At 71.0% G+C, this 18,730-nt stretch carries 15 protein-coding genes; 3 read left to right on the plus strand and 12 right to left on the minus strand.

The annotated features are described in order from the left end of the window. Positions 1 to 105 precede the first annotated feature (105 nt). From ACFYWY_RS22320 to ACFYWY_RS22360, 9 genes are all read right to left on the minus strand, one after another. A complete protein-coding gene (locus ACFYWY_RS22320) occupies positions 106 to 255 on the minus strand; it encodes a hypothetical protein (protein WP_389189386.1) in 150 nt (49 codons plus the stop codon). A gap of 358 nt (positions 256 to 613) precedes the next feature. Continuing rightward, positions 614 to 2,137 (minus strand): aldehyde dehydrogenase family protein, encoded by a 1,524-nt coding sequence (locus ACFYWY_RS22325; RefSeq protein WP_389189388.1) that lies wholly within the window; start codon positions 2,135 to 2,137, stop codon positions 614 to 616. Positions 2,138 to 2,291: 154 nt separating this feature from the next. Continuing rightward, positions 2,292 to 3,860 carry a GMC family oxidoreductase gene (locus ACFYWY_RS22330; RefSeq protein WP_389189391.1) on the minus strand — a complete coding sequence of 523 codons (1,569 nt, stop codon included), beginning with the start codon at positions 3,858 to 3,860 and terminating at the stop codon, positions 2,292 to 2,294. 23 nt (positions 3,861 to 3,883) lie between these two features. Then, on the minus strand, positions 3,884 to 5,479 hold the full coding sequence (locus ACFYWY_RS22335; protein WP_389189394.1) for an APC family permease: 1,596 nt from the start codon (positions 5,477 to 5,479) through the stop codon (positions 3,884 to 3,886). Continuing rightward, entirely contained in the window at positions 5,476 to 6,945 is a 1,470-nt protein-coding gene (locus ACFYWY_RS22340) for an aldehyde dehydrogenase family protein (protein ID WP_389189397.1), read from the minus strand. The genes ACFYWY_RS22335 and ACFYWY_RS22340 overlap by 4 nt, the downstream gene beginning before the upstream one ends. A 196-nt stretch (positions 6,946 to 7,141) precedes the next feature. Next, on the minus strand, positions 7,142 to 8,395 hold the full coding sequence (locus tag ACFYWY_RS22345) for a GAF domain-containing protein (protein WP_389189400.1): 1,254 nt from the start codon (positions 8,393 to 8,395) through the stop codon (positions 7,142 to 7,144). Positions 8,396 to 8,452: 57 nt separating this feature from the next. After that, a complete protein-coding gene (locus ACFYWY_RS22350; RefSeq protein ID WP_389189403.1) occupies positions 8,453 to 9,055 on the minus strand; it encodes an N-acetylmuramoyl-L-alanine amidase in 603 nt (200 codons plus the stop codon). 325 nt (positions 9,056 to 9,380) lie between these two features. Beyond that, positions 9,381 to 10,649, minus strand: a complete 1,269-nt coding sequence (locus ACFYWY_RS22355; protein ID WP_389189406.1) for an SWF or SNF family helicase — start codon at positions 10,647 to 10,649, stop codon at positions 9,381 to 9,383. Next, positions 10,646 to 13,606: a DEAD/DEAH box helicase gene (locus tag ACFYWY_RS22360; RefSeq protein WP_389189409.1), complete on the minus strand. Its 2,961-nt coding sequence runs from the start codon at positions 13,604 to 13,606 to the stop codon at positions 10,646 to 10,648. The genes ACFYWY_RS22355 and ACFYWY_RS22360 overlap by 4 nt, the downstream gene beginning before the upstream one ends. A 268-nt stretch (positions 13,607 to 13,874) precedes the next feature. Here ACFYWY_RS22360 and ACFYWY_RS22365 point away from each other — a divergent pair, with 268 nt between their 5' ends. Both ACFYWY_RS22365 and ACFYWY_RS22370 read left to right on the plus strand, forming a co-directional pair. After that, positions 13,875 to 14,954: a fatty acid desaturase family protein gene (locus tag ACFYWY_RS22365; protein WP_389189412.1), complete on the plus strand. Its 1,080-nt coding sequence runs from the start codon at positions 13,875 to 13,877 to the stop codon at positions 14,952 to 14,954. Positions 14,955 to 15,023: 69 nt separating this feature from the next. Then, complete coding sequence (locus ACFYWY_RS22370) at positions 15,024 to 15,206, plus strand: hypothetical protein (RefSeq protein ID WP_389189415.1); 183 nt, start codon at positions 15,024 to 15,026, stop codon at positions 15,204 to 15,206. 201 nt (positions 15,207 to 15,407) lie between these two features. On the opposite strand, the gene ACFYWY_RS22375 is transcribed toward ACFYWY_RS22370, so the two are convergent. The 3 genes from ACFYWY_RS22375 to ACFYWY_RS22385 form a co-directional block, all read right to left on the minus strand. Next, positions 15,408 to 16,235, minus strand: coding sequence for a hypothetical protein (locus ACFYWY_RS22375; RefSeq protein WP_389189418.1), 828 nt, complete (start codon positions 16,233 to 16,235; stop codon positions 15,408 to 15,410). Positions 16,236 to 16,701: 466 nt separating this feature from the next. Further along, positions 16,702 to 17,007, minus strand: coding sequence for a hypothetical protein (locus ACFYWY_RS22380; protein ID WP_389189421.1), 306 nt, complete (start codon positions 17,005 to 17,007; stop codon positions 16,702 to 16,704). Between the two features lie 113 nt (positions 17,008 to 17,120). Then, entirely contained in the window at positions 17,121 to 17,720 is a 600-nt protein-coding gene (locus ACFYWY_RS22385) for a class I SAM-dependent methyltransferase (RefSeq protein ID WP_389189424.1), read from the minus strand. 151 nt (positions 17,721 to 17,871) lie between these two features. Here ACFYWY_RS22385 and ACFYWY_RS22390 point away from each other — a divergent pair, with 151 nt between their 5' ends. Then, the gene (locus tag ACFYWY_RS22390) at positions 17,872 to 18,711 is read left to right on the plus strand and encodes an MHYT domain-containing protein (RefSeq protein WP_389189427.1); all 840 of its coding nucleotides are present in this window, start codon (positions 17,872 to 17,874) and stop codon (positions 18,709 to 18,711) included. Positions 18,712 to 18,730 lie beyond the last annotated feature (19 nt).

The following is an 18,730-nucleotide window of genomic DNA, read 5'->3' on the forward strand; positions in this document are numbered from 1 at the left end:
AGAGAACTGACGGGCTGACACGACCCCGCGTGGCGCTTCTCAGCGGCGGGCATCTTGAGGCGACCCGCACGGCGGTCGGCCTCCGGTGCTCACGCGCCTCCCGGCTCACCCTCCGGCGTCCTCTGCCGGATTGGCCACGCCCAGCAGGGCGAGGCAGATGTGCAGTACGGCGTCCTCCAGGGCGGGGACCTCGCCGATGCGCCCCTGGCGCAGGAGGCGGCAGACGGCTTCGTGTGTAGCGTCAGCCGCAGCCATGTAGGTCTCATGGGGGACACGGCGGTGACCGGGAATCCTGTTGTGCCAGGCGCGCATCGACTCGGCGAACCAGAAAGGAAGAACGCTTTGGCGAATTCGGGCTCTTCGGCGATCAGCCCGAGAAAGGCACGGATCGAGGCACGAAGCGTCGCCACAGGGGAGAGCGACTGCGTCGACGAGCGGGCAAACGACGCCTCAAGCCGCTTGACCATCAGCTCGCGGCCCGTCTCCGCAGCGGCGATGAAGCACTCGGTGGGAGATATCGAGAGGGAGTACGTAAATCTCCCCGCAGCGTGAGTGACTGACACGAAGGGCGTCTGACGGGCATGAGGCCAGGTCAGACGCCCTTCTCGTGCGTCTAGAAGAACCCCAACTTCTTCGGCGAATAGCTCACCAGCAGATTCTTCGTCTGCTGGTAGTGCTCCAGCATCATCTTGTGGTTCTCCCGGCCGATCCCGGACTGCTTGTACCCGCCGAACGCCGCATGCGCCGGATACGCGTGGTAGCAGTTCGTCCAGATCCGCCCCGCCTGGATGGCGCGCCCCGCCCGGTACGCCGTGTTGACGTCCCGCGTCCACACGCCCGCGCCGAGACCGTACAGCGTGTCGTTCGCCGTCTTGATCGCGTCGTCGAAGTCCGCGAACGACGTGACAGCGACGACCGGGCCGAAGATCTCCTCCTGGAAGACCCGCATCCGGTTGTCGCCCTCGAAGATCGTGGGCTGGACGTAGTAGCCGCCCGACAGTTCGCCGTCGTACTCGATTCGCTGACCGCCCGTCAGGATCTTCGCGCCCTCCTGCTGGCCGATGTCCAGATACGAAAGGATCTTCTGGAGCTGGTCATTGGAGGCCTGCGCGCCGATCATCGTGTCGGTGTCCAGGGGGTGGCCGGGCACGATCTGTTCCGTGCGGGCGATGCCCGCCTCCAGGAACTCGCTGTAGTGGCCGCGCTGGATCAGCGCGCGTGAGGGGCAGGTGCACACCTCGCCCTGGTTGAGGGCGAACATCGTGAAGCCTTCGAGCGCCTTGTCGCGCAGGTCGTCGTCGGCCGCCCAGACGTCGTCGAAGAAGATGTTCGGCGACTTGCCGCCGAGTTCCAGGGTGACCGGTTTGATGTTCTCGGAGGCGTACTGCATGATCAGCCGCCCCGTCGTGGTCTCCCCGGTGAACGCGATCTTCGCCACGCGCGGGCTGGACGCGAGCGGCTTGCCGGCCTCCACGCCGAAACCGTTGACGATGTTGACAACTCCCGGCGGCAGCAGATCGGCGACCAGGCTCAGCCAGAAGTGGATGGAGGCCGGGGTCTGTTCGGCCGGCTTGAGGACGACCGCGTTGCCTGCGGCCAGTGCTGGTGCCAGCTTCCAAGTGGCCATCAGAATCGGGAAGTTCCAGGGGATGATCTGGCCCACGACGCCGAGCGGCTCATGGAAGTGGTAGGCGACGGTGTCGTCGTCGACCTCGCTGAGCGAGCCCTCCTGGGCGCGCAGGGCGCCCGCGAAGTAGCGGAAATGGTCGATGGCCAGCGGGATGTCGGCGGCCAGCGTCTCGCGGACCGGCTTGCCGTTCTCCCAGCTCTCGGCGACCGCCAGCTCCTCCAGATGCGCCTCCATCCGGTCGGCGATCCGCAGCAGGATCGTGGCGCGGTCGCCGGCCGAGGTGCGGCCCCAGCCGGGCGCCGCCGCGTGCGCCGCGTCCAGGGCGCGCTCGACGTCCTCGGCGGTGCCGCGGGCGATCTCCGTGAAGGGGCGGCCGTTGACCGGGCTCGGGTTCTCGAAGTACTGGCCGCGGGCAGGCGCTACGTACTCGCCGCCGACCCAGTGGTCGTAGCGGGACTGGTACGAGACGAGTGCGCCGTCGCTGCCCGGCGCTGCGTATCGGGTCATCTCCATGGCCTCCCGGTGAGGGTGCCGCCCGCCTTTGGACGGCGCTCGCCGCGAGGCTAGGAGCCCGGACGTTGCAGCCAGGTTGCACGGTCTGTTGCTGCACGGTGCATCGCTGCACGTCGTATTGCACGACGGCCGGTCAATTGACCATCATTCACGCGGACTTGATCAGGTCTGCGCACTTCTCGCCGATCACCATCGTCGTGATGCACGGGTTGGCCGTCGTCAGGAACGGCATCACGGACGCGTCGGCCACCCGCAGTCCGCTGACGCCCTTGACCCGCAGCTGCGGATCGAGCGGCGCATCCGCGTCGTCCGCCGCACCCATCCGTACCGTGCCCGCCGGGTGGTAGACGGTGTTGTGGGTCTCCCGGATGTACGAGAACAGCTCTTCGTCGGACTGCAGCGCCTGCCCGGGGGCGAGCTCCTTGCCGGCCCACTCCGCCATCGGGGTCTGGGCGGCGATCCTGCGGGCGAGCCGCAGGCCGTACGTCATCACCCTCATGTCGTGCTCGTGCGTGAAGTACCGCGGGTCGACCTTCGGCTTGTCCCGGAAGTCACGCGTCCGCAGCCGCACCGTGCCCATCGAGCGGGCGCGGGTGACGTTCGGGGTGAGGCAGAAGGCGTTGTCGGACGTCGGGTAGCCACGCCGGTAGGTGTTCATGTCGAACGGCACCGAGCCGTAGTGGAACATCAGGTCGGGGCGGTCCAGGCCCGGTTCCGTGTCGACGAAGATGCCGATCTCCCACCACTGCGAGGACGAGGTGACCATGGGCTGCTTCGCCTCCCACATGATCACGCCCTCCGGGTGGTCCTGTAGGCGGGAGCCGACCCCGGGGGAGTCGACCCGTACATCGACACCGCACTCCCGCAGATGCCCGGCAGGTCCGATGCCGGACAGCATCAGCAGCTTCGGCGAGTCGATGGCTCCACAGGACACGATCACCTCGCGGCGCGCCGAGACCGAGCCGCTGTGAATGGTGTCGGGCTGCAGGTACTCGACACCTGTGCAGCGCCCGTCGCCGTCGAACAGCAGCCGCTTGGCGCGCAGTTCGGTGCGTACTTCCAGGTTGGGCCGCTTGCCGAGAACGGGGTGCAGATAGGACACCGAGGCTGACGAACGGGTGCCGTCCGGACGGGCGTTGATCTGGAACCAGTTCGCGCCGCGTACCACGGTGGCGCCGGAGTTGAACGGCGTCCTGGGGATGCCGGCCGCCTCGCAGGCGGCGAGCAGCGCCCTGCCGCACGGGTCGTTGGGCGGTACGGTGCGGATGACGACAGGGCCCGAGCGGCCATGATGCTCCCCGGGCGCGTCATTGTTCTCCAGTCGCTGGTAGAGCGGGAAACAGTCCTTGGCGCTCCAGCCCGTACAGCCCATCGCGCCCCACTCGTCGAGGTCCTCGGCCGGCGCCCAGAAGGCGATGCACGAGTTGTGCGACGAGCAGCCGCCGAGCACCCTGGCCCGGGCGTGCCGCAGAAAGCTGTTGCCGTTATCCTGCGGCTCCACGGGATAGTCCCAGTCGTAGCCTGACTCCAGCAGGGCCATCCAGCGGTCGAGCCGGAGGATGCTGTCGTCACCGACGTCCGAGGGCCCCGCCTCAAGTACGCAGACGCTGACGTCCGCGTTCTCCGTCAGGCGCGCGGCGATGACGGCGCCGGCCGTGCCGCCGCCCACCACCACGTAGTCGAACTCGTGGACGTGGAGGGGGCTCTGTGCTGACATCGCGTCTCCAGGGTCGAGGGAGGTCAGGGGGTGGCGGGCGGCGCCGCGTCCTTGATGACGGCGCGGTGCTCGGCGAGTACGCCGGTGCGGTGCCGCTGCACGAACCAGTAGTAGGCGAAGCCGCCGAGGGCGACTGCGCCGACGAACAGGAACGCGCCCCAGCGCAGATACCAATGCTGAGGACCGGTCGCGTTGTAGACCTCGGCGCGCGGCCAGGCAAGGTTGAGCGACATGGCCGCGCCCCACAGTACGGCGACGATGTTGACGGGCAGTCCGAACCTGCCGAGCGAGAACTTACCCTCGGCCGGCTGCCATGTGCCGCGCAGCCGCTGGATCAGCATGGGCAAGGTGACCAGCAGATACGCCACGTAGATCATGATGATCGCGATGCTGGTGATCACCGAGAAGATCTGCGGCTGGTTGATGTTGATGACGAGGATGACGACTCCCACGACGCCGATCACCACGGCGGGCACCACGGGCGTCTTGAAGCGCGGGCTGACCCGCGCGAGCAGCGAGCCCGCGGGCAGGTTGTTGTCCCGGGCCATGGCGAACATCAGCCGGATGCCGGCGGCGTGCACGGCCAGTACGCAGACCGTGATCGCGATGACCACGCACCACAGGAAGATCTCGCCGATCGTCGGACCGAGCGTCTCCAGGACCACGTACTGCAGACCGGCCGTGGACAGCTCCTTGGCGGCGAGGTCCGGCACTGCCATGAGGGCGAAGAGCAGGATCAGACCGCCGATGAGGAAGGACGCGATCAGGGCCCGCAGGATGGCGCGGGGCGCGTTGCGGCTCGGGTCGTGCGACTCCTCGCCGAGCGACGATGCCGTGTCGAAGCCGTACATCACGTACGCGGAGGCCAGCGAGGCCGTCAGGAACGCGCCGAAGTAGCCGAGGGTCTGGCCGCTGCCGAGCCCGTAGGTGTCGGTCAGGACGGTGCTGGGACCGCGGGTGATGTGTGCCGCCAGGAAGACGATGAGTGCGACCGCGGCGATCAACTCGATGAACACACCCGCCGAGTTGATGCGCGCCATGAGCTGGACACCGAAGGCGTTGACCACGGTGGAGAAGAGGATGAGCACCGTGCCGAGGAGAACGGCGTTGGCGGCCGCGTCGGTCTTGCCGCTCCCGTCACCCACGAACTGGAACCAGTCGTCGATCTGCGGCAGCGTGATCTGGTAGGCGAGCGCCACGGCCGACAGCGTGACCATGGTGGCCGTCATCATCATCCAGCCGCCGAGCCAGCCGATGTGGGGGCCGCCCATGGTTTTGGACCAGTTGTAGACGGACCCGGCAACCGGGTAGCGGGCGGCGAGCTCACAGAAGCACAGCGCCACCATCAGCTGGCCGACGAAGACCATCGGCCAGGACCACCAGTAGGCCGGGCCGCCGAAGCTGACGCCGAAGTAGAACAGTTGGAAGGTGCCGGTCAGGATCGAGATGTAGCTGATCCCGGCGGCGAATGTGTGGAAGTTGCCGAGGGTCCGTTTCAGTTCCGGACGGTAGCCGAGTACGCCGAGTGCATCGTCGTCGTCCTGGCTCTGGGTCCGGGCGGCGCCGGCGGGGCCAGGGGGTCCGGTGGGGTCCGGCCCCGGGCCGGCGTCCATGCTCATGCGAACCACCTCTGGGGGCGGGGGTCGAGGTTGCGCCAGATGTGTTTGGCCTCCTGGTACTCCGCGAGGCCCGCGGGGCCCAGTTCGCGGCCGAAGCCGGACTGTTTCATTCCGCCCCACTCCGCCTGCGGGACGTACGGATGGAAGTCGTTGATCCATACGGTTCCGGCGCGCAGCTGGGAGGCGACCCTGTGCGCCCGGCCGACGTCCTGCGACCAGACCGCCCCGGCCAGCCCGTAGACGGTGTCGTTGGCGAGCGCGACCGCCTCCTTCTCGTCGCGGAACGTCTCGACGGTGAGGACGGGGCCGAACGACTCGTCGCTCACCACCGACATGCCCGGTGTGCACTCGTCGAGCACGGTCGGCGGGTAGTAGAAGCCGTCCTGCAGCGCCGGGTCGTCGGGCCGCGAGCCGCCGCAGCGCAGCACCGCGCCTTCGGCGATGCCTGCCGCGACATAGGCCTCGACCTTCTCGCGGTGGGCGGCGGAGATCAGCGGACCGGTGCGGGCGTTCTGGTCGAACGGGCCGCCGAGCCGGATCTCCTGCGCCTGCGCCACCACCGCGTCGACGAACCTGTCGTGCAGCTCGTTCTGGACCAGCAGCCGCGCCCCGGCCGAACAGACCTGACCGGAGTGCAGGAACACCGCCATCAGCGCGTAGTCGACCGCGGCGTCGAAGTCGGCGTCGGCGAAGACGATGTTGGGGTTCTTGCCGCCCAGCTCCAGGGCGACCTTCTTCACGGTGGGCGCGGCGGCGGCCATGATGCGGCGCCCGGTCAGGAGCCCGCCGGTGAACGACACCAGATCGACCCGCGGGTCCGAGGTGAGCGGCGCGCCGGCCGTGGGACCCGCGCCCAGCACCAGATTGGCCACCCCGTCCGGCAGCCCCGCCTCGGTCAGCAGGCGCATCAGGATGATCGCGGTGTGCGGGGTCAGCTCGCTGGGCTTGAGGACGAAGGTGTTGCCCGCGCCGAGCGCCGGGGCGACCTTCCAGGCGGTCTGCAGCAGCGGATAGTTCCATGGAGTGATCAGCGCGCACACGCCGACCGGCTCGTGCACCACCCGGCTGTCCGCCTCCGGATTACCGGTGTCGACGATCCGGTCGCTGCCGCCGGACGCCGTCAGGTTGCCGAAGTAGCGGAAGCACTTGGCGATGTCGTCCATGTCGTACTCGCTCTCCACCAGCCGCTTCCCCGTGTCCAGGGATTCGGCGCGGGCGAGTGCGTCCTTGTCGCGTTCCAGCAGGTCGGCGACGCGCAGCAGCAGCCGGCCGCGCTCAGCGGCCGCGGTGCCGGGCCACGGTCCGCGATCGAACGCGTCGCGGGCCGCGGCGATCGCCGCAGCGGCGTCCTTCGGCCCCGCCTCGTCGACGGTCGCGACAAGGGTGGCGTCCGCGGGGCAGCGGATCTCACGAACATGCCCGTCGACCGCGGCGGTCCACTTACCGCCGATGAACAGCTCCGGCATGGGGACTCCTCCGGCTTCGGATGGGCGGGCACCCGACACGGGCCCGGCCGGGCCATGCCCCTGTGGTGCTCCACCCATTTGACAGTAAGGAGATCGGGCCCCTTTCGCAGTACGGGAGCGGTCATCCGGTGAGGTAAAACGGGTAAGAATACGTACCTGTGTTCGAATGTGATCTGGCGTGCGCCGGCCGCAGCCGTCACGACCTCTGCCAGGCGTCCAGTTCGTGTACGCGCGCGAGCGCGGACGGACGCTGCTGTGCGGGAAGGACGGCGGCCAGCGCCCGCCACACCGGGAGGTCGTCCTCGCCCCACGGGCTGTACGCCCAGTCAGCCAGCAGCCCCGGATCGCCGCGCGCGATCAGCGCCGCCCGCAGCTGGTCCTCAAGACGGCGGCGCAGCCGCGCCACCGCGGGCGCCTGCGAGGCCGGCAGCAGCGGACCGGCGTACGCGCTCAGCGCCCCGGTCACCGCCCCCGACGCCAGCCGCCGCGCCACCGTGTCGAAGTCCGCGTCGACGGGCACCGCGAGCCGGTACGGGCGCGAACGCAGCAGCTCAGAGCCCAGCAGCCCGCGCAGCCGGGACAGCTCCGCCCGCAGCGTCACCGGGGTGACGGACTCGTCCTCATACAGCTCCATCAGCAGCTCGTCGCCGCCGACGCCCTCGGGGCGGTGACCCAGCACCACGAGGATCTCGCTGTGCCGGCGGCTCAGGCGCACCGTGTGGCCGCCCGTCACCAGCAGCGCCTCGTCCCGGCCCAGCGCCGACAACTGCACCCGGCCGGCGGCGGGCGGCGGGGCGAGCAGCGCCAGCTGCGACTCGGCGGCCCGTGCCACCGCCCCCACGAACGCGAGGCTGTGCGGATGCGCCAGCCGGTCCCCGCCGGTGATGTCCACCGCGCCGAGCACCCGCCCGGTGGCCGGATCGTGGATCGGGGCCGCCGCGCACGTCCAGGCCTGCACCGGCCGCAGGAAGTGCTCGGCGGCGAAGACCTGCACGGGCCGGTCCACGGTGATCGCCGTACCCGGCGCGTTGGTACCGGCGACCGCCTCGGCCCAGCGGGCACCCGGCACAAAGTTCATCCGGTCCGCCTTCCGCCGCGTGGCGTCAGGCCCTTCGACCCACAGCAGCCGGCCGTGCGCGTCGCACACCGCGACCAGATGTTCGCCGTCCATGGCGTACGCACCCATCAGCTCCCGCACCAGCGGCATCACCCGCGCCAGTGGATGACTCCCGCGGTATGCGGCCAGCATGTCGGCGTCCAGTTCGACGCCCGCCGTGCCCTCCGGGCTGACATGGGCGCGCGCCGAACGCCGCCAGGAGTCGGCCACCACGGAACGGACCGGCCGTTCGACCCGTCCCGCTGTCAGATACGCGTCGTACGCCCTGCGCAGCACGGCGATCCGCTCCGTCGGATCCGCGCCGGACTCAAGGGCCACCCATGCGTCGCTCACCTCGGCCTCCTGAGCCCATCGTGACCCCATCGGCGAATGGCGACAAGCGTCCTCGCGTCAGGCGAAGTTGACCAGGCGGATATAGCGAGTCCAGTCCCACAGCGGCCCCGGGTCGGTGTGGTCGGCGCCGGGCACCTCGTTGTGGCCGATGATGTGCTCCCGGTCCTTGGGGATGCCGTACCGGTCGCAGACCGAGGCGGTGAGCGCCGCCGACTGCTCGTACATCGCGTGCGTGAAGTACTCCGGCTGGTCCACCCAGCCCTCGTGCTCGATGCCGACGCTGCGCGTGTTGTAATCCCAATTGCCCGCGTGCCAGGCGACGTCGCGCTCCTGTACGCATTGCGCGACAGCGCCGTCCGACGAACGCACCACATAGTGCGCGGAGACCTTCTTCGCCGGGTTCTGGAAGATCCCCAGCGTGACGTCGAAGGTCACCTGCGTCACATGGATGATCACGTACTGCACCGGATACTCCGAAGGACGACTGCAGACCGTGTAGTTGGACGGCGAGGCCGGGGCCCAGTACGCCGACGGATAGTCGGTGTCCGCTGCCCGGGCGGACGCATACGCACGGGCGGACGCATGTGCCCGGGCGGTGGGCAGCAGCACACCGGCGGTGGCCGCGGCGGCGGCACCCTGAATCAGTCGTCTACGGTCCATGGGGGCCTCTCCTGGTGGGGGAGCAGGGGCGGGGTCGGTACGACCTCGGCCTCCTGCGGATGACGGTGGGAGGCCGCCATGAGGATCCCCCGCCGCACCAGCTCCAACTGCCGTGGCCGAGAGGGGGTTACGTGACCGGGAGAGTGGTGCCGACGAACCGCCGTACCCGGGCGTGTGGCCGCGACGACCAGGCCCTCGCGCAGGAACGGCACGCCCGCCACGCCCGCGGAGGCGTGCGCGGCAAGGCCGTTCAGCCGGTCTTGCCCGGCGCGCCGGTGACACCGCCGAGCGCGCCGGTCCGGTCAGGCGTACCGGTCTCTGCCGTTCAGCCCAGCACGCCCGCCAGCGCTGCCGCCGGATCGTGGTCGGCGGGCCCCGTCGGCGCCCAGCGGCCCCGCTCCTTGCGGTACGGCCACCAACGGCCGTCACGCCCCAGGCGTAGCTGCGCTTCCGCGCCCACCACCGTCCACCGGGCCGGGCCCGCCGCCCGCAACTGCGGCCGGTCCGCCTCCTCCCATGCCTCCGCGAGCGCTGTCGTCGCCCGGGCGAGGACCTCGGGCTCCGGCGTCCACTCCTCCTCGAGCGCCGAGAGCGCGGCCACACCGCCGAACTGCCAGGCGCGCACGGCAACTTCCAGCTCGGCGCGGGTCCGGGCCGTGCCCGCGGCCAGACGGCTCGCGATCGCCGGTGAGGGCGACGCGGACGCGAGCCGCACCGCATCCTGGTCCTGATTCAACTCCGCCTCACGAGGCTGAAGCCCATGCCCGGGCGAGAGCGCCTCCGCGAGCATCCGGTGCGCCCGCGCGGCCGCGCCGGCGGCCAGGAACTCGAGCGCCGCGGGGTCGACACCCGCCGCCGGAGCGGTCTCGGTGTCCAGGGCGGGAGGCAGACCGGGCTCGTCCGGCACCGGCGGGGGAGCGGGCAGCGGCGGCAGGATGTCCCGCGCCGCGAACACTTCGTCGGCCCGCACGCCCACGGGCTGATCACGCTCGGGCTCCGGCGCCGCCGCGGCGGTCGCCCGCGCCACGCTCCGTATCTGCAACTCGTCCAGCACCCTGCGCTCCGCGCGCCCGCGCATCAGCAGCAGCACGAACGGATCCTGGTCCAGGAGCCGTGCCACTTGGTAGCACAGGGCCGCCGTGTGCGGGCAGTGGTCCCACGCCTCGCACGTGCACTCGGGCTCCAAGTCGCCGATCCCCGGAAGGAGTTCGACCCCGGCAGCCGCCGCGTCCTCCACCAGGTGCGGCGGCATCTCCCGGTCCAGCAGCGCCGCGATGTGCCCCGCACGGTCGACCGCCATGTCCAGGAAACGATCCCATTCGGCCTCGGTCAGCTCCTGCAGCAGCACATCGCTGCGCTGCGCGGTGCCGTCCGGGTCCCGTACGACGGCGGTGATCCGCCCGGGACGCACCGACACCGCACCGACAGCGCCCTCGCGCGCATGCCTGCGGCCCCGCTTCAGCTGCTCGCCGTCGAGCGCCGTGTCCTCCAGCGCCTTGAGCCAGGCCTGGCCCCACCACGTCTGCGCGAAGCCACGTCCGCGCGTAGGCGGCAGCGCGGCGAACGTCCGCTCCATCTCGTCCCCGCCGCTCATCGCCCGCTCCCTCGCAGCTCCACCAGATCCGCCAGCTCGGCGTCGGTCAGTTCCGTCAGCGCCGCCTCGCCGGAGCCCAGTACCGCGTCCGCCAGCTCCCGTTTGCGCGCCAGCATGTCCGCGATCCGGTCCTCGATGGTCCCCTCGGCGATCAGCCGGTGGACCTGTACGGGGCGGTGCTGCCCGATGCGGTACGCGCGGTCGGTGGCCTGCGCCTCGACCGCCGGGTTCCACCAGCGGTCGTAGTGCACGACATGCTCGGCGCGGGTGAGGTTCAGCCCGGTGCCCGCCGCCTTCAACGACAGCAGGAAGACGGGCACTTCACCGTCCTGGAAGCGGTTCACCATCGCCTCGCGCTCGGCGATCGGCGTGCCACCGTGCAGGAACTGGGTAGGCACCCCGCGGGCCGCCAGATGCAGTTCCAGCAGCCGCGCCATCTGCACGTACTGGGTGAAGACCAGCACGCTCGCGTCCTCCGCCAGGATCGTGTCGAGCAGCTCGTCCAGCAGCTCCAGCTTCCCGGAGCGGCCGGCGATCCGGAGCCGCTCCACCGTCCTGCCCTGCGCCTTGAGGCCCTGCTCCTTCGGGCTGTGCTCCTTCAGGCTGTGCTCCTTCAAATACTGCGCGGGGTGATTGCAGATCTGCTTGAGCGCGGTGAGCAGCTTCACCACCAGGCCGCGCCGCTCCATGCCGTCGGCCTCCGAGATCGCGGCGAGGGTCTCCCGTACCACCGCTTCGTACAGTCCTGTCTGCTCCTTGGTGAGTGACACGGCCCGGTCGGTCTCGGTCTTGGGCGGCAGCTCGGGGGCGATGCCCGGGTCGGACTTGCGCCGACGGAGCAGGAACGGCCGTACCAGCGCGGCCAGCCGCTGAGCGGCGGCGGGATCGTTGCCGCCCTCCACCGCCAGCGCGTAGCGCGTACGGAAGGTGCCGAGACGGCCGAGCAGCCCGGGTGTCGTCCAGTCGAGGATCGCCCACAGCTCGGACAGGTTGTTCTCCACGGGCGTGCCGCTGAGCGCGACGCGCGCCTTCGCGCCGATGGTGCGCAGCTGCTTGGCGGTGGCGGAGTACGGGTTCTTGACGTGCTGCGCCTCGTCGGCGACGACCATGCCCCAGGGCACTTCGGCGAGGACCTCGGCGTCCAGGCGCATCGTGCCGTACGTCGTGAGTACGAACTCGCCGTCCGCGAGCGAGTCCAGACCGCGCGAGGCGCCATGGAAGCGCCGTACCGCTGTGCCCGGCGCGAACCTCTCGATCTCGCGCTGCCAGTTGCCCATCAGCGACGTCGGGCAGACGACGAGCGTGGGGCCCGCTGCCGACTCTTCGGTCTGCCGGTGCAGATGGAGCGCGATGAGCGTGATCGTCTTGCCCAGGCCCATGTCGTCGGCGAGACAGCCGCCGAGGCCGAGCGAGGTCATCCGGTTCAGCCAGTTGAGGCCGCGCAGCTGGTAGTCGCGCAGCGTCGCGGCGAGCGCGGCCGGCTGGCCGATCTCCTGCCGGCCCCCCTCGGGGTCGGCGAGCCGGTCGCGCAGACGGGCCAGCCACCCGGACGCCTGTACGTCCACGCGGCGGCCGTCGACCTCGGTCGAGCCGGTCAGCGCGGCGCCGAGCGCGTCGACCGGAGTCAGCTTGCGGTCCTGGCTCTCGCGGGCGCGCCTGGCCTCCTCGGGGTCGATGAGCACCCACTGGTCACGCAGGCGCACGACGGGTCTGCCGGCTTCGGCGAGGCGGTCCAGCTCGGCGCGGGTGAGCTGCTGATCGCCCAGCGCGAAGCACCAGTCGAAGGCCAGCAGAGCGTCGGCGGAGAGGAAGGAGGGCAGCCCGGAATCGTCCTTCGGCCGGGTCTTGGTGTCGGTCTCGGCTTCGGTCTCCGCTTCCCCGGGTGGGCCGATCACGGCACGCGCGGTGACTTTGCGCGCCATTTCCTTGGGCCAGTGCACCTGCACGCCGGTCGTCGCCAGAGCCCTGGCCGCCTCGCCGAGCAGCTCGGTGACGTCCTCGTCGGCGAGCTCGACGGCGTCCGGCACGGCGGCGTGGAGCAGCGGGGTGAGCGGCGTCCATGCGCGGGCGGCGCGGCGCAGCGCCAGCAGGGCGTCCATCCGGGCCCGCGGCCCGAAGGCCGCCGTCCCCGATCGTCCTGCCCAGACGTCGGCGGCGTCCATGAGGACGGTCGGATCGCTGACGCTGTGCATCTGCAGGACGGCACGGAAGGCCGGGCCCTCGCCTTCCGCGTCGGCCTCCGCGAGCCCCGGCAGTTCGACGCGCAGGGAGAGCCGTACGCCCGAGTCGTGACCCGCGGCGACGTCCGCCGCCCAGGCGCGCTGGTCGGGGAGGTGCTGAGGCTCGGGCGCGGCGAAGGCGGGGCCGCCGGCGGCGAGCGGCGCGGCCGGGGTGCGCGGCAGACCGTCCGCGACCGCGTCCAGGAACGCCCGAAGCAGCCGCTCCGGCTCGGGCAGCAGTACGGGATCGGCCGCCTCGTCCAGCGGCACGGCGTACGCGGCCGGCGGCATCGACGCCGCGAGCGTGCGCACCCGCTCCAGATCCTGTGGGGTGAGCGGCCCGACCCGCCAGGCGTCGTGATCGGCGGCGGTCAGCCCCGGCAACAGCAGCCCGCGTGCGGCGAGTTGAAGGGCGAGGACGGCCGCCGCGCCCCAGAAGGCGGCCGCGGGGGAGGCGTCCGCGTCGGCCCGCGCCCTGGTGAGGACCGGCAGCGCGTCCCGTACAGGCAGCAGAAGCGCCCGTACGGCCTGCGGGCGGGCGTCGTCGCCGACCACGGTGAGTGGCTCGACGGAGTGCGAGCGTGATCCGGGCGCTCCGGGCGCGGCCGGGAGTTCGCCGCCCTCGGGACGCCAGAAGGCGACGCGACCGGTGCGGGCCGGGTCCGCGGGAACGAAGACCGCGGAGCAGCGGGCGAGTTCGGCGACCGGGGAGAGCATTGCCGCGGGGGGTCTGTGCACAGCGATGACGCATTCCTCAAATTTGACTACTGCGGACCGAAGCGCCGAGGGTACTCCACACCGCAGCCGGACGGACGTGGGCATGGCCGTGACGTAACTCACTGCGAGGCGGCGGCGGGGGTGTAGCCAGTACCACCGTTGGGCAGGGGCTGGCCTCCGCAGAAATCCGGGTGCTGGCGTCATGGTCGCGAGGGGGTACGGGAAGTTACGTTTGCTGGAGTCAACGCAGAAGCAAATTGCGTACGGCCCCACAGACCGGAGTCCGCTTATGCCCCAGGCCACCGCCACCCTCGCGCCCCCTGCCCCTGTCGAGGGAGCGCGGCGGAGCACCGGGAGCGACTTCGCGCCTCTCCTGCGGACCGTCAAGGAGCAGGGCCTCCTGCAGCGCCGCACTGGCTGGTACGTACGCGGCATCACCCTCAACCTGCTCGGCCTCGCCGCCGTGATCACAGGCATGACGCTCATCGGCGGCTCCTGGTGGGTGCTCCTGCTCGCACCGCTGCTCGCCGTGGTGTCCGCCCGTACCGCCTTCTTCGGCCACGACGCCGGACACGCGCAGATCACCGGCACCCGCCGGGGGAGCCGGGTCATCCAGCTCATCCACGCCAATGTGCTCCTCGGCATGAGCCAGGAATGGTGGAACGACAAGCACAACCGGCACCACGCCAACCCCAACCACATGGACAAGGACCCGGACGTCGCCGCCGAAGTCCTGGTCTTCACACAGAAACAGGCCACGGGCCGCGCGGGGCTCCGCGGCTGGCTCACCCGCCACCAGGCCTGGCTGTTCTTCCCGCTGACCACCCTCGAAGGCATTGCGCTCAAGGTCTACGGATTCCAGTCCGTCTTCTCCAAGGAGGCGGCCGCCCGTCAGCCCGGGCGCGAGCGCGCCGTCGAGGGCCTGCTGCTGTTCGCACACGTCGGCGCCTACATCACCCTGCTGCTGACCACCATGCCGCTCGGCCACGCCGTGGTCTTCGCGCTCATTCACCAGATGCTGCTCGGCCTCCACCTGGGCATGGCCTTCGCGCCGAACCACAAGGGCATGGAGGTGCCTGACGAGGAGAGCGGCGAGCGCTGGGGCCATCTGCGCCGACAGGTGCTCACCTCCCGCAACATCCGCGGCGGCCTGGTCACGGACTGGTTCCTGGGCGGACTCAACTACCAGATCGAGCACCACCTCTTCCCGAGCATGCCGCGCCCCCACCTGAGGCTCGCCCAGCCGCTGGTACGCGCCCACTGCCGCTCCCTCGGCGTGGTGTACACCGAGACCGGGCTCGTCGACTCCTACCGGCAGGCGCTGACCCATCTGCACGCGGTCGGCGAACCGCTGCGCGCGGACGCATAGTGGAACCGTGAGACGTGCGTGCACGTTCTCATGCCAGGAGCGGCCAAGGCCGCGAAGGAGGCGTCGAAGATGTCGACACGAACAAAGCTCGTCATAGGGGGAGTGGCCGTCGGCCTGCTCCTGATGCCGCTGATCGGATTCTGGTGGGCGCTGCTGGTGGTGCTCGGAGTGCCGGCGGCGGCGTATCTGATGCTGGATCCCAGCCAGCGCCGTCGGCTGCGCCATGTCTCCCGCAAGGAGATCGGCCGCTGACCCGGAGTCCTCGGTTCACCTCCGTGCCAGTGCGGTAGCCGGGGACCCGGCACGCGCGTGACCGGACCCCGCCGCTGGAAGCGGTGGGGTCGGCCGCGTCTCCCGTTCCGCAGCTCACCGGCACCACCACCCACCGCAATGCAGCAGCCCCGGCGATGAGCAACTGATCGAGATCGCCAAGGAGTACAGCCAGGCCCGGGCTCAGGCGGGGCGCACGGCCATCTTGTCCAGTGCCTCCAGCAGTTCCGGCAGTTCCGGCCCGCGGCCCACCGGCAGCACCTCGCACGGCTCCTCGTCCAGCAGCACGAAAGCGATGTCGTCGGTCCTGGCGACCAGGGACCAGCCAGGTCCGTCGGCGCGCAGCGTCCGCGCCCCGCCGGGTGCGAAGCTGGAGCGGACCCGCCCGGTCGGCGGGGGCGACTCCACATAGCCGCGGGCCTCCTTCAGCGCCCGCCGTACGCCCTCGTGCAGCTCCTGCCCTTCGTCCTCGTGCAGCTCCTGCCCTTCGTCGTCGGGCGAGTCCGAGGTCGAAGGCACGTTGTCGTCGCCGAGCTGCTGGCGCCACTCCGCCCACTGGAGCGCGATCTCGTCGGCCCCCAGCCGGCGCTGCGCGGGCCCCCACTCGTCGGTCTCGGGCGGCGCCAGCGGCGGCCGGTCGCCCTCCTCGGGCGCCGGATCGTGGGGCGCGGGCACGTTCGGCGCCGCGACCGCGACGGCCAGCGGCCAGCCCGGGAGCGCGGCGACCACCGTGCGCTCGCCGGGGGACAGGTCGTACTCCATCCCGCAGTCCCAGGACGCGATCGCGACGGCGACGAGCGACACATCGTCGACCACGACCGTCCACCGCGCGCCCTCGGAGTCCTGGCCGAGCACGAGCCCGTACCCCTCGGCGTACGGCTCGAGGCCCAGTGCCGCGCACGCGGCCGGGAAGTCGTCGCCGAGCACGCTCGGGAACTGCGCCGGCGTCAGCAGCACCGCGGTCAGCACATAAAGCGCGTCGTCATCGACGGCGTCGTCCGTCCCGGCCACGTCACCCTCCCCCATCCGATCGTTCGTCGGCGCACCTTAACCAGTGGGTAACCCGGTAGTCGAGAGCCTGCGTGGCGAAAATGACTGGGCCTGCTCAGCGCCGGGTCCTAGCATCTCCCCATGCCCGCGGCCCGTCACCACTTCGTCTGCCTGCCCTGCCGGGCCTCCTTCAAGAAGGCGCCGGACTACGCGAGGGTCCGCACGGACCTCTGCCCGCGATGCGGCGGCGTCCTGCTGAACGCGGGCTCGGCCCTCGCGGTGCCGCGTCGCCGTGACACCGCGGGCTGGCGAGCGCTCTGCGCCGTACTGAGCGCGGGCCTGCGCTTTCGCCAGGACTGCTGCGGCTGCGGCCCCGGCTATCGGCCGCGCACCGTCCGCGAGGTCAGGGAACGGCTCGTCTACGCCGAGCGCACCGGACTGACGCCGGCCCAGGCGCTCACCCGCCGCGACCTGTCTCTGAGCGACGTCACGCGGCGGGCAGGCCGAGGAGACTACGCGCCACCGTCTGCGGCGACTCGTCCCGCTCGCGGGCGAGGGCGATGACCGCGCGGCAGGCCAGCTCGCTGACCCCGAAGGAGAGCGCCTCGGGGGACACCCAGGTCACCGCCTCGTCCATCTGCTCCTGATCGTCTTCCGCGCACCCCGACACGTAGACGGCAGCGGCCTCGAATATGTTGTGCTGTCGCGGCGGGACCCGGCCGGCCGCCGTCCCCTCAGGGGCCTCGGGACGGTACGCGAGGAACTTGCGGAGCCTGCGGAGTCTGTTGAACACCCGGACCACCTCTCCCCAGGGCGGCGCGTCCGCCGCCGATCTTTCAAGTCTGTCATCGCTGCGCCGACTTGGACCTGCATCGTCAGTGTCGGCGTCCCGGGGGTCTGGCCGGCTCAGTCCTGACGGACCGCGAGTGCGAGGAAGCGGGCTTCCTCGTCGACGTACGAAATCATCCGCCAGCCCGAACCTGCCAGCAGGGGACGGAGGTTGGGCTCGGCCCGCAGATCATCGTCGGTGATCTGCCGGCCCTGGCGGGCGGCGAGGGCCGCGCGGCCGATGGGGTGGAAGAGCGCCAGCCTTCCGCCCGGCCGCACCACCCGGGCCAACTCCCTTAGGTTCACGTCCGGTTGGGGCAGGTGTGCGATCAGGCCGGCGGCGAACACGGCGTCCAGCGACTCGGCGCGCAGCGGCAGCCTGGCCACATCGGTGAGCAGCAGTTGCCCGCTGTCGCCTCTCCCGGCCCGCAGCGCCGCAACCAGCATCGCGGGTGTCAGATCCGCCCCGATGACCGTGCCCTGCGGTCCCACGGCTGACCGCAGCGGCGGCAGCGCGCGGCCGGTGCCGCAGCCGGCGTCGAGCACCGCGTCGCCGGGGTGCAGCCCGAGCTCGGCGACGGCGGCGGCATAGGCCGGGCCGTCGTCGGGGAAGCGCGTGTCCCAGTCCGCGGCGCGGGCGCCGAAGAACTCCTGCACATGTGTGTGGTCGTCGGCCATAAGGACATGATCCCCCAGCGGCTCACCCGACAGTACGGTGCGCACGTTCGAGCGCGGCACGATCGTTCTGAAACATCTCTCTCTCATATTCCATCAGCTTTCGAAACGCGCCCCTTGCGCGCGCCCCTCGCGGGTCTAGCGTCCCTGACCCATGGGACACCTGGACCACGCCGCCTTCGGCTTGCTGACTCCCGTGCTGTCGTACGCGATGGCCGTCGTCGGCGCCGCCCTCGGGCTGCGCTGCACCGTACGCGCGCTCGACGCGAGCGGCCCCTCCCGCCGCAACTGGCTGATCACCGCCGCATCGGCGATCGGCACCGGCATCTGGACGATGCACTTCGTCGCGATGCTCGGCTTCGCGGTGCGCGGCACCGACATCCGCTACAACGTGCCGCTGACCATCCTCAGCCTGCTCGTAGCGATGCTGGTCGTCGGCGCCGGACTGTTCTGCGTCGGCTTCGGCCGCGACCGCGCCAGGTCGCTGCTGGTCGGCGGGCTCACCACGGGGCTCGGCGTGGCCAGCATGCACTACCTGGGCATGGCCGCCCTCCGGCTGCACGGCACGGTGCGCTACGACCCGCTGCTCATCGTGCTCTCCGTCGTCATCGCCGTGGTCGCCGCGACCGCGGCCCTGTGGGCGGCGCTCAACATCAAGTCGCCCGTCGCGGTCGCGGTCGCCTCACTCGTCATGGGCGGGGCGGTCAGCAGCATGCACTACACCGGAATGCTCGCGGTCAGCGTGCGGGTCGAGCCCTCCGGCGCCGGACTGCCCGGGGCCACGGCGATGCAATTCATCTTCCCCCTCGCCGTCGGCCTCGGGTCGTACCTCTTCGTCACCTCCGCGTTCGTCGCGCTCTCCCCCACAGCACGCGAACGCGCCGCCTACACCTCGGCCGAGCGACCGACGAAGGCCGCTCCCGCAGAGTTTCCGGCGAGCACCGGACCACCCGCCGCGAGCACCGCGAGCACCACGACCTCCGCCACTGCCTAACCCGCCCGGCTGCCGCACC

It is taken from the genome of Streptomyces sp. NPDC002870 (genome assembly GCF_042888505.1).
Taxonomy (GTDB): domain Bacteria; phylum Actinomycetota; class Actinomycetes; order Streptomycetales; family Streptomycetaceae; genus Streptomyces.

Excerpts from the sequence above, each read along its gene's own strand:
- ACFYWY_RS22320 (WP_389189386.1), bottom strand. The coding sequence starts at position 255 with ATGGCTGCGGCTGACGCTACACACGAAGCCGTCTGCCGCCTCCTGCGC.
- ACFYWY_RS22325 (WP_389189388.1), bottom strand. The coding sequence starts at position 2,137 with ATGACCCGATACGCAGCGCCGGGCAGCGACGGCGCACTCGTCTCGTAC.
- ACFYWY_RS22330 (WP_389189391.1), bottom strand. The coding sequence starts at position 3,860 with ATGTCAGCACAGAGCCCCCTCCACGTCCACGAGTTCGACTACGTGGTG.
- ACFYWY_RS22335 (WP_389189394.1), bottom strand. The coding sequence starts at position 5,479 with ATGAGCATGGACGCCGGCCCGGGGCCGGACCCCACCGGACCCCCTGGC.
- ACFYWY_RS22340 (WP_389189397.1), bottom strand. The coding sequence starts at position 6,945 with ATGCCGGAGCTGTTCATCGGCGGTAAGTGGACCGCCGCGGTCGACGGG.
- ACFYWY_RS22350 (WP_389189403.1), bottom strand. The coding sequence starts at position 9,055 with ATGGACCGTAGACGACTGATTCAGGGTGCCGCCGCCGCGGCCACCGCC.
- ACFYWY_RS22355 (WP_389189406.1), bottom strand. The coding sequence starts at position 10,649 with ATGAGCGGCGGGGACGAGATGGAGCGGACGTTCGCCGCGCTGCCGCCT.
- ACFYWY_RS22365 (WP_389189412.1), top strand. The coding sequence starts at position 13,875 with ATGCCCCAGGCCACCGCCACCCTCGCGCCCCCTGCCCCTGTCGAGGGA.
- ACFYWY_RS22370 (WP_389189415.1), top strand. The coding sequence starts at position 15,024 with ATGTCGACACGAACAAAGCTCGTCATAGGGGGAGTGGCCGTCGGCCTG.
- ACFYWY_RS22385 (WP_389189424.1), bottom strand. The coding sequence starts at position 17,720 with ATGGCCGACGACCACACACATGTGCAGGAGTTCTTCGGCGCCCGCGCC.
- ACFYWY_RS22390 (WP_389189427.1), top strand. The coding sequence starts at position 17,872 with ATGGGACACCTGGACCACGCCGCCTTCGGCTTGCTGACTCCCGTGCTG.